At 33.7% G+C, this 15,086-nt stretch carries 12 protein-coding genes and 1 tRNA gene; 7 read left to right on the top strand and 6 right to left on the bottom strand.

The features are described 5' to 3' along the window. Positions 1 to 2: 2 nt before the first annotated feature. The gene (locus LPB88_RS10615; protein WP_230715309.1) at positions 3 to 593 is read left to right on the top strand and encodes a riboflavin synthase; all 591 of its coding nucleotides are present in this window, start codon (positions 3 to 5) and stop codon (positions 591 to 593) included. A gap of 37 nt (positions 594 to 630) precedes the next feature. Here the strand turns inward: LPB88_RS10615 and LPB88_RS10610 are convergent, their stop codons facing one another. From LPB88_RS10610 to LPB88_RS10590, 5 genes are all read right to left on the bottom strand, one after another. After that, positions 631 to 876 (bottom strand): hypothetical protein, encoded by a 246-nt coding sequence (locus tag LPB88_RS10610; protein WP_230715307.1) that lies wholly within the window; start codon positions 874 to 876, stop codon positions 631 to 633. Positions 877 to 1,047: 171 nt separating this feature from the next. Continuing rightward, positions 1,048 to 1,121: transfer RNA gene (locus LPB88_RS10605), tRNA-Ile, on the bottom strand. A 148-nt stretch (positions 1,122 to 1,269) separates the two neighbouring features. Next, positions 1,270 to 1,674: a methylmalonyl-CoA epimerase gene (gene mce, locus LPB88_RS10600; protein WP_230715305.1), complete on the bottom strand. Its 405-nt coding sequence runs from the start codon at positions 1,672 to 1,674 to the stop codon at positions 1,270 to 1,272. A 37-nt stretch (positions 1,675 to 1,711) separates the two neighbouring features. Then, positions 1,712 to 4,087: a hypothetical protein gene (locus tag LPB88_RS10595; protein ID WP_230715303.1), complete on the bottom strand. Its 2,376-nt coding sequence runs from the start codon at positions 4,085 to 4,087 to the stop codon at positions 1,712 to 1,714. Then, on the bottom strand, positions 4,047 to 5,051 hold the full coding sequence (locus LPB88_RS10590) for a hypothetical protein (RefSeq protein WP_230715300.1): 1,005 nt from the start codon (positions 5,049 to 5,051) through the stop codon (positions 4,047 to 4,049). The genes LPB88_RS10595 and LPB88_RS10590 overlap by 41 nt, the downstream gene beginning before the upstream one ends. A gap of 170 nt (positions 5,052 to 5,221) precedes the next feature. Here LPB88_RS10590 and LPB88_RS10585 point away from each other — a divergent pair, with 170 nt between their 5' ends. Further along, a complete protein-coding gene (locus LPB88_RS10585) occupies positions 5,222 to 6,910 on the top strand; it encodes an Ig-like domain-containing protein (protein ID WP_230715298.1) in 1,689 nt (562 codons plus the stop codon). Between the two features lie 26 nt (positions 6,911 to 6,936). After that, positions 6,937 to 7,374, top strand: a complete 438-nt coding sequence (locus tag LPB88_RS10580; protein WP_230715296.1) for a cytochrome c oxidase assembly factor Coa1 family protein — start codon at positions 6,937 to 6,939, stop codon at positions 7,372 to 7,374. 19 nt (positions 7,375 to 7,393) lie between these two features. On the opposite strand, the gene LPB88_RS10575 is transcribed toward LPB88_RS10580, so the two are convergent. After that, entirely contained in the window at positions 7,394 to 8,161 is a 768-nt protein-coding gene (locus LPB88_RS10575; protein WP_230715294.1) for an amidohydrolase, read from the bottom strand. 233 nt (positions 8,162 to 8,394) lie between these two features. Between LPB88_RS10575 and LPB88_RS10570 the strand changes: the two genes are divergently transcribed. From LPB88_RS10570 to LPB88_RS10555, 4 genes are all read left to right on the top strand, one after another. Beyond that, positions 8,395 to 11,550 (top strand): SusC/RagA family TonB-linked outer membrane protein, encoded by a 3,156-nt coding sequence (locus LPB88_RS10570; RefSeq protein WP_230715292.1) that lies wholly within the window; start codon positions 8,395 to 8,397, stop codon positions 11,548 to 11,550. 31 nt (positions 11,551 to 11,581) lie between these two features. Further along, positions 11,582 to 13,111, top strand: a complete 1,530-nt coding sequence (locus LPB88_RS10565; RefSeq protein ID WP_230715290.1) for a SusD/RagB family nutrient-binding outer membrane lipoprotein — start codon at positions 11,582 to 11,584, stop codon at positions 13,109 to 13,111. Positions 13,112 to 13,207: 96 nt separating this feature from the next. Continuing rightward, positions 13,208 to 14,527, top strand: a complete 1,320-nt coding sequence (locus tag LPB88_RS10560; RefSeq protein ID WP_230715288.1) for a GntP family permease — start codon at positions 13,208 to 13,210, stop codon at positions 14,525 to 14,527. Between the two features lie 4 nt (positions 14,528 to 14,531). Then, positions 14,532 to 14,999: a RidA family protein gene (locus tag LPB88_RS10555; RefSeq protein WP_035653162.1), complete on the top strand. Its 468-nt coding sequence runs from the start codon at positions 14,532 to 14,534 to the stop codon at positions 14,997 to 14,999. Positions 15,000 to 15,086 lie beyond the last annotated feature (87 nt).

Below are 15,086 nucleotides of genomic sequence, written 5' to 3'. Positions count from 1 at the left end.
CAATGTTTACAGGAATTATAGAAACCCTCGGAAGGATTCACGAAATACAAAAAGATCAAAGTAATCTTCACATAACTGTTGATTCTTCTATTACAAATGAATTAAAAATTGACCAAAGCGTTTCGCACAACGGAATATGCCTAACAGTCGTAGCCATAAAAGATTCATTTTATACCGTAACTGCTATTGATGAAACTATTTTAAAAACAAATATTGGAGACTGGAAAACTGGCGATATTGTAAATCTAGAAAGAGGAATGAAACTTGGAGATCGTCTTGACGGTCATATTGTTCAAGGCCACGTAGACCAAACCGGAACCTGCATTAAAATCGAAGAAGCAAACGGAAGCTGGAACTACACCTTTGAATATGACAAAAACCTCAGCAACATCACTATAGAAAAAGGCTCTATAACTGTTAATGGAGTAAGTCTTACGGTTGTAAACTCTAAAACAAATGAATTTAGTGTTTCAATTATTCCTTACACGCATGAACACACTAATTTTAAGGATTTCAAAATTGGAACTAAAATAAACTTAGAATTTGACGTAGTTGGAAAATATATATCAAGACTTTACTCGATAAACAAATAAATCTCGCTAAAATTATTCCATAAAAACAGACTTCAATTTATATTGAAGCCTGTTTTATTTTATTTTTATATATAAATACACCGCCCAAAGCAAATCCTGCTATCATTAAAAAAACAAGATTTTGATCGATTGGCACATTATCTCCAGGATTTCCCGGGTCCCCTTCTGCTGTAGCTTCCACTGCTGAATCTGGTGGACCAGGATGAGTCGAATCAGCCTTAGCAATAAACACATTGGCAAAAACCAAAAAAAATACTAAAAAAATAATTCTTATTACTTTCATAATTTTAACATGCTATCAAACAAGCACAATATTAGTTAGACTTGGGGTCTTTGTTGAAATTTCGCACAAAACCATGATTCACAGCGACATTCCTTGACAAATGTATAAGTTTTTTACACAAATGCAATGTTTTAAACAAAAAAAAGCCTCATAAAATTATGAGGCTTTTTGTGGTCCCACCTGGGCTCGAACCAGGGACCACCTGATTATGAGTCAGGTGCTCTAACCAGCTGAGCTATAGGACCGGTTTGAGGATGCAATATTACTACTATTTTTAATTCACTCCAAATATTTTAAGACAACATTTCTAATTAATTTCAAATAATATCTAGTCTTAACAAGAACGTAATTGATTTTCAACACCTTATTTAAAATAAAAAACGAGTTATTTCTTTAGCGAATTTCCTGACAAAGCTCAACCAAGACGCCATTTGTGTTTTTTGGATGCAAAAAAACCACTAATTTATTATCCGCACCTTTTTTAGGCACTTCATTAATCAGCACAAAACCTTCATTCTTTAAACGTTCAATTTCTGCATATATATCTTCTACATCAAAAGCAATATGATGAATCCCTTCTCCTTTTTTTTCTAAAAATTTAGCAATTGGACTTTCCGGATTGGTTGCCATCAAAAGTTCAATCTTATTTGTACCAGTTTGAAAAAAAGAAGTCAAAACACCTTCACTTTCCACTCTCTCCTCTTTATAGGACGGAACTCCCAGCAGTTTTTCGAACAATACATTTGCGTCGTTCATGTTTTTTACTGCGATTCCTATGTGTTCAATTTTATTTACCATCTCATTAATTATATTAAGACAAAGATACAATTACAAATTATTGATTGATATAAGTATTAAAATAACCACACTCTGCAATTACATCCTGATAATACTTTGTATCTGAATATTCTTTTTTCAACGCTTTAAAACCATTCCATGCCGTGAAATTAATTTTATCATCTTCAACACTCCACCAATTGGTTATGTTATTATATTTATTGTTATAAAATTCATTTCGTTCACATTTTGACAATAAGTAAACACATTTTGCTTTTTGCTCCTTTGTTGTTGCCGCTTCAAATGCTTTTTGATAATACATTTTAGGAAGATCACAATTGGTAATCATTTTTTTCATAGAATCTCTAAACGAATATGGGCTCGAACCGTAACCCACAATACTTATTTCATAAAAAGTTCTGCCGTTTCCGAAATGACTTATATTATAGAAAGCGTTTCCCAACAATAAACTATTAGTATAAACATCTTCTTTTTGAGCCAATTTATCCTGCATCGTTTTTATTGTATTTAAAAACTCAAGCTGAGAATATTTCTTCTTTTGATAAGCTGCATGTTCGCAATCATGACAATCTTTAATATTTCCGTTAAACGGATTTCCTAAAAACTGATAATCCTGAACAGAATCTGTTTGTTGAATAAAAGCAATTGCTTCAGGAATCTTGTTTTTGAAAGTTGCCTGAACTGCTTGGAAATTATTAATATCTTTCAATTTTAAACTGTAAATTCCGAAAGCGATTTTCTCTATTTCGGTTTTATTTGGCTTAGCCAAAAAAGTTTTCATATCCAGTAAATCCTTTTCATTGTCATAAAACGAATTTCCTCCACTCCAATAATATGGATTTGAATGCGAATCTCCGCCAAACAATTCCACCATAACTGGATTTCCTTTTGCTTTATAGAGCGCTGCCAAATAATTCTTGCTCCACGAAACGGCATTTTGATAACGAAACTCCTGGTCTTTATATGTTTTTGGAAGTTCGTAATACAGCCAATTTAAATCTGCAAGAATTGTTTTCTCGTTTTTATCTGTCAGTTTATCAATTTTGCTCATATTATTTACAAAACGAAGCAATCTTAATTGATATCCTGCCAATTCTGTTTTAGGCAAAGTTTTCTCGGCTTTATTCAAATTAATATCTGCGTTGGCGAAATCTCCTTTTAAAGTTTGAAGATATCCTAATGAAATATCCCATAAATATGGCTTTTCTGTATTTCCGGCAGCTGCAATTTTCGAAACTAAATCAAATGCTTTTTTATCAAATTTAGCTTGATTTTCAGCTTTGTTCTCGGCAACTGTTTGTGCTACCGAAGGCGCGCTATAATCATCCGGATTTGTTTTCACCGCAAATGAATTATTTATATTTTGCTCTTGCTTATTGATCAGCCTTGTCAGCAAATAATTCAGATGTTCACTTTTAGGATCTAATTCGTAGATTTTTTCAATCGCTTGTCTTTCATCTTTATAATATCCATGAATTGCCCAAAGTGCGGCTTTCTCTTTATTGTTTTTTGCCATTGCTAAAGACTTAGTCCAATCGGCTTCGTTTTTTGGATGAAAACTATATGCTGTAACAATTCTCATTTCCGGACATTTATCAAAAACCAAAGCATACAAATAATTAGACGTTGCATATTTTTTTTGCTGATAATTAATTCCTGCTACATACGCCAATGCACGATAATATAAAGTGTTTTTAGCAACAGAAGCTTCTGTTTTATTAAAAAACAAAATTGCTTTAGGTTTATTACTACTATAAAAATAAGCTTTCATAGTTAGAAACCAATATCTGTTTTTCAGGAATGAATCTGAGGTTGTATTGTAAACATTCTCAATAGACTGAATCATTTTTAAATCTTTGAAAGTTTTTGCCACAACGGGATCATAACTCCAATACTCATCGCCTATCGAAACTGTTTCTATCTTTTGAGCCAAATACAAAAACTCTATAAAACTTTTCACTTTAGCATCTTTCAAACTTATTTTCTTTCCCCATTTTAGAGAAGTCTGATTCTCTTTTTTGTTTTTGTAATAAACATGAAGCTGCGTGATTTCGGTTTTGTTTGCCGAAACTTTGTCTTTTTCAGCATAAGGGTTTGTCGGTTCGTCTCCAATCAAGAAATGACTTACCGTTGTCGCATCGACTTTCCCTTTCAGGTAATTTTCCCAATCCGATTTTATATCTTCATTAAATCTGGAATTATGCTCTCTATCAAAACCAATTCCGTAAAAAATAGCGCCTGACAAAAAAAGTGGTGAATACGATTTATCAGCAAATGTTTCTGGTGTAAAATTCGAATTATACCCAAAATAATCCCAATCGTCACCATCGGCGCAAGCATAGATTATTCCGTAAATAGAAAGTAACGTAAAGCTAGAAACAAGAAATAACTTGCTTAAAAATATTCTTTTCATAGTTGTTTAAATTGAATTCGTCTAAATCGTAAAATATAATTTCTTTTGGTTTTTGAGCTAAATTATCGTCTAATTCATCTGCCATTTCCAACAGATCTTCAGAAGAAATTGCTTCTATTTTCAGTAAATCATTCTCTTCATAAAAAACACCATTTTTATAATTAGATTGCTTTACTTTGAAAAACAGAGCGTTTACCTGCTCGAAATTTTGATTTTTTTTAAGTTCACTTACGTTTATCTTCGAACGTAAACCAATTACCTTTTGATTCCTGATGTGAACTCCCCAAGAATATATTGGCAATGCCAAATCCAGATGCAACGGATATTTTTTTAAACTTTTGAGATAACGTTCTGCAATTTTTTGATTGTATATAGAATTCAAAGAATCCGTAGCAATTGTTCCCATATTGTAATACATCAAAACTCCGGAATCAACATTTGGAATTTTTGTCTTTTTGAAATATTTTACCTGATGTAATCGAATTGTTGCTGAAAGTTTCTTGTGCGAAAATTTTTTAAATCGTTCAATAAATTTCAGATAGTTTTCTTTGCTTTTTAAAGTCCAGTCACAATCAATTTGAATTTCATTGCACTGAATTTTATTCTTAGCATTTATTTCTTCAATAAAAGAAAATGTCTTTTGAGCCAGATCATCAATATCCAAATCAGGCAACAACATGACTTTATTTTGTATAAAGACAACCGGAACAATAGTAAAATTATTCACGCTTTGCTGAAAACGTATCGGACTTACAGGAATAGGCTGCTGATTCTCGGGATGTAAGCCAATGTCAAAATAGCGAACATAAAGTTTACTGACATCATTATCCTTTAAAGCTTCTGTTTCTTTTTGAGATAATTTAAAGATGGTTTTCCAATAATAAAAGGCGACTACTGGTTTTTCACTTTTACCGCAACTTATCAGTAAAAAAACCAATAAAGACCACAAAAACCTTTTTATCAAAACTAAGAGAAATTAAATTTAAGCTCAAAAGTAAGAAATTATATCATCCTGACGATTTCAAATTCAAAAAAACAGCTAAACTCAACAGCTAAATATCCTAATAAATGGATAAAAAGTTTCAATTAAAGCAAATATAATCGTTATTTTGTGCAATCAAATTCAAAACAATTATGTTGAAAAACAACTTTAAATATATCCCATTTTTATTGCTATTTTTAATGATAAGCTGCGCCAAAAGAGGCAGTATCACTGGTGGATTAAAAGATACTTTACCACCTGTTCTAAGAGCCAGCATGCCTAAAAACTACACCACGGACTTTAAAGGCGACCAATTTGTTTTGACATTTGATGAATTTGTAAAACTTAAAAACGTAAACAAACAGCTAATCATTTCACCTCCAATGAAACAAGAGCCGCTTATTACGCCAACCTCTGTAAGTAAAATTATAACCGTAAAAATCAAAGATACTTTACAGCCAAATACTACTTACAGTTTTAACTTTGGTCAAAGTATTGCGGACAATAACGAGGGGAATCCATTAAATCAATTTAAGTATGTTTTCTCAACGGGTCCTTATATTGATTCTCTTTCGCTTAGCGGAAAAATCAAAGATGCTTACAATAAAGATGTAGACAATTTTGTATCAGTAATGCTTTATGAAGCAAATGACAAATACAAGGATTCTGTAGTATACAAGGAACTTCCAAGATACATTACAAACACTTTGGATAGTACACGCCTTTTTAAATTAGAAAATTTAAAGGCCGGAAAATATCTATTGGTTGCCATGAAAGATAAAGGCGGGAACAATAAATTTAATCCTAAAGATGACAAAATAGGTTTTATTAAACACTTTATTACAGTGCCAAACGACACTGTTTTTGAATTAGAATTATTCAAGGAAACACTTCCGTTAAAAACACTAAAACCAATACAGGCTTCAGGCAACAGACTTTATCTTCCTTATGAAGGAAAACAGAATTTCAAATTAATAAAACCTAAAATTATTTTAAGAAACAACAATGAGGTTCTCGAATCTATTGTAACGCAATTTCCAAAAAAAGACTCTTTGCAGGTTTGGTATAAACCTATTAAAGTTGACTCTCTAAATCTGGAAGTTACTGCACCAAATTATAATAAGAAGTTTTCTTTTAAAATTAAGGATCAGAAAAAAGACACATTAAATATTACGGCATTACAAAACGGAACGATTCATTTTAGAGACCGATTTACATTAGAGACCGCTACTCCGTTAGTGAAATTTGACAAATCAAAAATCAAATTGATCAATAAAGATTCTGTGGCTGTTGATTTTACTACAGAATATGATGAGTTCGATCAAAAACTATATGTAGATTTCAAGAAAGAACCTTTGGAGAAATATCATTTTCAGTTTTTACCAGGCGCTTTAACGGATTTTTACGACAAGTCAAATGATACTTTATCGTATAAGTTAGTAACTAAAGAACATGAAGATTACGGAAATATCGTTTTGAATTTAAAAAATATAAAACGCTTCCCTATAATTGTTGAGCTAACAAACAAAAAAGGCGACGTGGTTCTTGCAAGTCAATATTCTGAAGGCGAAACCAGACTTGCATTTGATCTTGTTGAACCAAATTCGTTTACGGTTCGTGTTGTTTATGACGATAATAAAAACAAAGTTTACGATGCCGGAAACTTTTTAAAGAAAGTGTATGCCGAGGAAGTATTCTATTATCAGGCAGAATTTGATGTTCGTGCAAATTGGGATCGTGAAGAAACCGTTGACTTAAACATTCAATACAACCCTGAAGTCGAGAAAAAACATGATGCTAAAAAGAAAAAAGAGGAAGAGAAAAAGCGAAAAGCTTTCTAAACCTTAATCTTATATAACAAAGAAATATGGAAAATAGTCTGATTGAAAAAGAAAACTGGCTTACAAGAAATTGGAAATGGTTTTTACCTTCTACTCTATTTTCTATACTTCTAATTGCACTTTTACTTACCTCAACTTCTAAAGAGAGTATAATCGATTTTACGCAAGCTTATGCAGATAATTTACTTTTTGAAGAAGCAATTAAAAAAGCGAATGAAGATTCTAAAACGCTAGAAGATATCGGAAAAATTGAGCCAATCGATAAATTAGCAATTTTAGAAGGAAACATTGTTTACTCAAACAATCATAATACCGTTAACGCATCCATAAGAATCAACGGAACGAAAAAGAAAGGGAAACTAGACATTTTCGCCACAAGAAAAGGAGCTGAATGGGAATACCAAAAAATTTCCATACGCACTAAAAACCCCAATAACGAAATTGTGATCTCAGAAAAACTTTAAAAAATCTATCAAACCGTTATTAAAAGTCAATTCTAAACAAATCTTTATCACTTAAAAAATCAAGTTTTTTTCGGGTTTCCAACATTACATTTTTATCTAATTCAACCACAAAAACATTTTCGGTTTCTTGTGGCTCAAGAATGTAATTTCCTAAAAAATCAACTACTTGCGAATGTCCAATATGTTCGTAATTATTGGTATCCAAACCTATTCTATTTACTCCAACTACATAACTTAAGTTTTCGATTGCGCGGGCTTTTAGTAAAGAATCCCAGGCATTTGTTCGCACTTTTGGCCAATTGGCAACATATAAAAGCAGATCGTAATTTTCGACATTTCTGGCAAAAACCGGAAATCTTAAATCGTAACAAATCTGTAGACAAATCTTCCAACCCAGATAATCAACAATTACTTTTTGAGTTCCGCCTGTATAAAATTTATCTTCACCCGCGAGTGAAAACAAATGACGTTTGTCATAATGCTGCATTTCACCTGACGGAAAAACAAATAACATTCGGTTGTAATAATTTCCGTTTTCAGTAATGATCAAGCTTCCTGTTATGGCACAGTTTTTCTGTTTTGCTAATGACTGCATCCAGCGAACTGTTTCTCCCTCCATGGTTTCGGCAACTTCTGAAGCGTTCATGGTAAATCCGGTTGAAAACATTTCAGGAAGAACAATCAAATTTATGCTTGAATCGATTTCATTTATAATCGATTCGAAGCTTTTTTTGTTTTTGGAAGCGTCTTCCCAATAAAGATCTGATTGAATAAGTGCGATTTTCATCTTTCAAAAATACGAATTTTCAGCCAAATTTTATTTTACAATTAAAAAGCATATTCTGCAAAAAATTCTCAAAACACCCTTAGAAACGGCATCTCTTTTAGATTATAAAAATGCTTCAGGAAAAAATATTGCAAAAAATATGCATTTTATGCAAAAAATATGCAGACGTTTGAAATAAATATATATATTTGATCGCCAATAAAAACCAAAAAAAACATGAAAACCAAAGTATTATGAAAACAAAGCTTATTTCATTAGTGTTCATTGGGGGAATGATTCTCTCAGCAAACGCAAAAGAGGTTGCGATTAAAAAGCACCTTTTTGAACAAAGAAGCAGTCAAGTTGAAATTTCAGGCCAGATATTAGGCCAGGATGACGGAATGCCAATTGCCGGAGCTACTATTTATGCAGAAAGCGATAATAAAATAGCAACAATATCTGATGAAAACGGAAAATTTAAACTAAATGTTCCCGAAAACGAAGTTCACGTTATTGTATCATACATGGGTTACGAAACCTTATCATTTGCTTTAATTAAAACCACAAGTTTGACCATTAGATTAAAACCGGCAGAAAATGTTCTGGATCAGGTGGTGGTAACGGCACTTGGAGTTAAAAAAAGCAGCAAATCAATTGCATACGCTGTAACTGAACTTAAAGGAACTGAGTTTACAAAGGCGAAAGAAACCAATATCGCCAATGCATTAGTTGGAAAAATTGCCGGTGTTAATGTAAGCAGTACCGCAACAGGACCAAACGGTTCTACCAGAGTTGTAATTCGTGGTAATGGTTCCCTAAACGGAAACAACCAGCCAATGTATGTTGTAAATGATTTACCAATTGACAATACTCAGCTTAACCTACCGGGTATTGGAAACGGTCCGGGATCAACAAGAATCAACGTTGACCGTGGTGACGGAACATCAGTTATAAATCCTGATGATATTAAAACCATCACCGTTTTAAAAGGAGGAACTGCTGCCGCGCTTTATGGTGCTAACGCTGCAAATGGTGTAATTTTAATTCAAACAAAAAGAGGAACTGCTCAAAAAGGAATTGGAGTTGAATACAATACTTCATTTACTTTTGAAACGCCATCGATCATACCAGATTGGCAGTATGAATATGGTTCTGGAGCAAACGGTAAAAAGCCAACTACTCAGGCCGAAGCTGTCGCTGATGGACGCTGGTCTTGGGGAGCAAAAATGGACGGAACAGATGTAATTCAGTTTGACGGTGTTGCAAGACCTTATGTTGCGCAAAAAAATAATATCAAGAATTTCTACGAAACCGGAACAACATTTATAAACTCTATCGCTTTGTCTGGCGGAACTGAAAAAGCCACAGGACGTCTTTCATTCTCGAATACAGACAATCAAGGTGTTGTGCCAAATAATGATTTTAATCGTAAAAGTGTAAACATTGCCAGTAATGTAAACTTAACTGATTGGTTAAAATTTGATGTTGTCGCACAATATAATTTAGAAAAATCAAATAATAGAGTTACCGTTTCAGATGCTGAGGCAAACCCAAACTGGGGAACTTACATGATTGCCAACACTGTTGACATTAGAAATCTTGCCCCAGGTTATGATGCAAACGGAGTTGAGGAAGCTTGGAACCCGGTTGCGGTGGCTACAAACCCTTATTTTGTAGTAAATAAAATTAAAAACAGCGATACTAAAAACCGTTTTATCGGAATGTTGAACGTAAAATTGAACTTTACTCCTAATTTATTCCTTCAGGGTAGAATTGGACAAGATTTTACAGATTATGATTTCTTTGGATACATCCCAAAAACAACTTTAAACAACCCGATTGGGTATGCGCAAGGTTCAAGAGTTAAATTATCTAACCTGAACTCTGAGGCAATTCTTAATTATACTAAGAAAAATATCTACGGAGATTTCTCTTTAAACGCTTTACTTGGTGTAAACTCTCGTACTACTTTAAGAGATGAAACAAGAGTAGAAGGTTCAGGTTTTGTATTGGATGATTTTTATGCTTTGAGCAATTTATCTACGCTAACTTATAGCTATCCTTACGGAAAAACAAAAACAAATTCAGTTTATGGAGCTGTAGATTTAGACTATAAAAACATCGTATTTTTAAACTTCACAGGACGTCAGGATTGGTTTTCGACGCTTTCAAAAGACAACAATACTGTATTTTATCCGTCTGTTGGAACAAGTGTAATAGTTTCGGATATTATAAAAATGCCGGAATTCGTTTCATTTGCTAAGCTTAGATCTTCTTGGGCACAAGTTGGTGGTGCAACGCCAGATCCTTATGCATTAAACCAATCCTATTCAATGGTTCAGGGCGGGCATAATGGTCAACAATTACAAACTCCAACCGGTACAAGAGTTCCTAATTCAACTTTAAGCCCGCTAACTTCAACAACATTTGAAGTTGGTACTGATTTAGGATTTTTCAACAATCGCTTAAATCTTGATTTTGCATGGTACAATCGTGCTACTACAAATGATATTGTCGAAACTACAATTTCAAATGCTTCAGGAGCAAACACTGCTTTATTAAACCTTGGTAAAATGAGAAACGAAGGAGTCGAAGTTTTACTTAGCGGAAAAATCATTACTTCAGAAAATTTCTCTTGGGATGCAAGTTTCAACGGATCTTATAACAAAAATACTGTTGAAGCACTTACAGATCAGTTAAGCTCAATTACTATGGCAACTTCTGTAAACGGATATGTTACAATTACTAGTGATGTTGGTCGTCCTTACAGTATCATAAAAGGATACAAACCGCTTAAAGATGCTAACGGAAATACCGTTTACAACGTAAGTGGAGGTTCAGCAACTATTGCAAGAGGTCCGCTTGAAGAATTAGGTCAGGGAGTTCATCCTTGGGCTGCGGGTATCAGCAATGAATTCAAATACAAAAATATCTCATTCAGCTTTTTGATCGATGGTAAATTTGGAGGTAGTTTATACTCTGGTACTGATTTGTACGGAACTCGTATGGGTTTAACAAAATTAACTCTTGATGGCCGTGAATCTGGCTTACCAATTAAAGGTGTTGACACCAACGGAAATCCGGTTGATATGGTTATTGCTCCGGAAAACCTTAGAACGTATTATGACGGTTTAAGAAACATTTCATCAACTTTTGTTTACGATGCAAGTTTCATAAAATTAAGACAAGTAATTCTTGGCTACCAATTACCACTTGAAAAAATAAAAGGTTTATCCAGACTTCAGGGAGCTTCTATTTCATTTGTTGCAAGAAACTTATTCATTCTTTATAAGAAAACACCAAACGTAGATCCGGAATCTGTATTTAGTGCAGGAAATGCACAAGGTGTAGAACAATTTGGAGTGCCAAAAACCAGAAGTTTCGGTTTAAGTTTAAATGTAAAATTTTAAACTCACTTAATTAATTTTTAAATTAAAAGACATGAAAAAGATAACCTTATTATACATATCAGGCATACTGTTAGGAAGTATGACAGCCTGTACAAAAGATTTCGAAGAAATCAATACAAACCCTAATGTTGTTGAAAAACCAAATCCTAATTTTCTTTTCAGCAGAGCACAATTAGATGGTTTAAACAATAATTACTTTTTTACCAATATTCTGGAATGCGGAGGAATGTTGCAACATTATGCTACATACAAAGAAGCATCTGGTGTAGGAGATAAATATTTAAACAACGAAGTATATTATTCTGCTTATTTTAATCAAGTATATCCAACTGCATTAAATGAAACAGAAATTGTAATCGATGCCGTAAAAGACAATGCAAACGATAGTAATAAACTCAATATTGCCAGAATCTGGAAAGCATATTTGTATCATAGAATTACAGATTTATACGGAGACATTCCGTATTCTGAAGCAGCAAAAGCAAATAGCACACAAATATTTCTTCCAAAATATGATACTCAGGAATTCATATACAAAGATTTATTAAAAGAATTAGACGAAGCAGCAACAGCATTAGATCCAGCTAAACCAAGTTTTGGCAAAGCCGATTTTATCTACGATGGTGATGTTGTAAAATGGAAAAAATTCTCTTATTCTTTAATGCTCCGCTTAGGATTAAGATTAAGTAAAGTTGATCCGGCTTTATCAAAAACATGGGTAACCAAAGCTATTGCGGGCGGAGTTATCCTTAACGGAATTGATAATGCAATCATGAAATACACAGATGGACCAAATGATTTCAATAGAAACCCGGTTGGTTTTGACGCCAGAAGACAAGATTTTACAGCAGGTTCTTACGGTCAGAAAAATGTTGAAGGTGGAAAATTAGCCAAAACATTCATCGATTTATTAAAAAATACTTCCGATCCAAGAATTAGTGTTTACGCAGGAGTTTGGCAGGGAACTGTTCAAAACACCACTCTTGCAGCTCAAAAAGGTTTCCCTAACGGAATCAAAACTGCTCCAACACCGGTTGAACAGGCAACTTATTCGGAACCTAACCAAAATACGATTTTTAAATATGATGCGCCATTGGTACTTTTAAGCAATGCCGAAACTAATTTATATTTAGCCGAAGCTGCAGTAAGAGGATGGTATACGGGCGAAACCGATAAAGATTTATATGAAAAAGGAGTTAAAGCATCTTTCTTAAACATGGGAATTTACGGTGCTCCGTATGCAATTGTAGATGCAACGCCATATTTAACACTAAATCCATACAATGCAGCAGGTTCAACAGAAGCAAAAATGAACCAAATTCATACTCAGGTTTATGTTGCTTTGTTTGTAGACGAACAAGAAATTTATGCCAACTGGAGAAGAACAGGATATCCTGCTTTAGTACCTGTAAACTTTCCTGGTAACGTTACAAACGGCACAATTCCAAGACGTTTGAAATACTCAACCAGTGAATATTCAGTGAATTCAACTAACTTAGCTGAAGCGATTAAACGCCAGGGCGAAGACACTTTCACAACAAAAATCTGGTGGGATAAATAAAAATAATAACCGTTCGCATAATTAATTTAAACACATAGAGACATAGTTTCAAAGATTTTTAATTTTTAATTCTCAATTTTTAATTATAAAGAATAAATGAGTATTTTAATTCTTACGGCATGTATTGCGTTTTTAATCCTACAGATAGCTTGGTTTAAAATCAATCCGTTTTTAGCCTTTATCATAACAGCTTTATTAGCAGGTCTATTTTTAGGCCTGCCAATAGATACTTTGTCACAAACTGTTCAAAAAGGTTTGGGCGAAATGTTAGGATCTATCACTTTGATTATTGTTTTCGGAACCTGTATTGGTAAACTTACCGTTTCATCAGGCGCCGCCAATGTCATTGCCAAAACAGTTATGGGATGGACGGGCAAAAAATACGTTCGCCTTGGCTTAATGATTACCGGATTTATTGTTGGGATACCTCTATTTTATAGCGTAGGATTTGTTTTGTTAGTTCCATTAATCTTTTCAGTAGCCCATCAATTTAAGCTTTCAAAAGTATATCTCGGTATTCCAATGCTGGCATCGCTTTCAGTAGCACACGGTTTTTTGCCTCCACATCCGTCTCCAATGGCTTTAAGCAGTATTTTAAAAGCTGATATTGGACTCGTTTTAGTTTATGGAATTATAATCGCTATTCCGACTATTTTTATTGCGGGATTATTGTTTTCGAATTTATTAAAAAACATCAAAACCGAATCAGATCATGAAATTCTAAATGTCGAAGAAGTTATAAACGAAGGAAAACAACCCAGTTTTGCACTGAGTTTATTCTCTGCCTTATTTCCCGTTTTCGGATTAACGCTGACTTCGATATTACCAATGATTTCTAAGAATGAAACTTTAATAAGCATTTGCAAAACCGTTGGAGAACCAAGCATGATTATGCTAATTTCTTTATTGATTTGCACCTACACTTTAGGAATCAGAATGAACAGAAGCATCACATCAGTAATGGACGATTATGCCACTGCGATAAAAGATGTTGCACTTATTGTCCTGATTGTTGGTGGCGCCGGAGGATTAAAAGAAGTTATGATCGTAAGCGGTGTAAACGAAACTATTGTAGCCTCATTAACACAAACAAACATTCATCCATATTTATTGGCATGGACAATGGCGGCAATCATACGCGTTTGTGTAGGTTCAGCAACAGCGGCAGGATTAATGACTGCCAGCGTTTTACTACCTTTGTTACAAACTACCGGACTTGATCCTAACCTTTTAGTTTTATCTGTTGGAGCCGGAAGTTTAATGTGCTCACACGTAAACGATCCAAGCTTTTGGATGTTCAAAGAATATTTTAATATCAGCCTGAAAGACACTTTCAAATCATGGACCGTCATGGAATCTTTAGTATCTGTTTTAGGAATCATTTTCGTTTTTATTTTAAACTCTATAATACATTAATATCATGAATTTATTACCACAAGAAAAATTTGAAACATTAGGTTTATCCTTACCGCCGGCACCACAGCCGCTTGGTATATACAAACCCTATTTAGTTGATGGTAAATATTTATACCTTTCAGGTCACGGGCCTGTTAGAGACGACAAATCCTTAATCATTGGACGTATTGGCGATGATATGGATATTGAAGAAGGAAAATTAGCAGCAAGACAAGTCGGACTAACAATGCTTTCTACAATTGTAACCAATTTTGGAAGCCTGAACAAAGTAAAACGTGTTATAAAAGTACTTGGAATGGTGAATTGCAATGGAGAATTCCTAAGACATCCGTACGTAATAAACGGCTGCAGTGAATTGTTCGCAGAAGTTTGGGGACAAGAAAACGGAATTGGCGTAAGAAGTGCCGTAGGAATGGGATCTTTACCAGATAATATTCCAGTTGAAGTTGAAGCTGTTTTCGAATTATATTAGATTAAAGAATTTAGCCCACGGGTTTTACAGATTAAACGGATTTTTTTTCGCCACGAATTCACGAATTTCATCTCTACGGGAATAAAT

Source organism: Flavobacterium sp. JAS, from assembly GCF_020991455.1.
Taxonomy (GTDB): domain Bacteria; phylum Bacteroidota; class Bacteroidia; order Flavobacteriales; family Flavobacteriaceae; genus Flavobacterium.
Note: the sequence above shows the minus strand (reverse complement) of the source record. Positions and strands in the feature narration are given on the sequence as shown.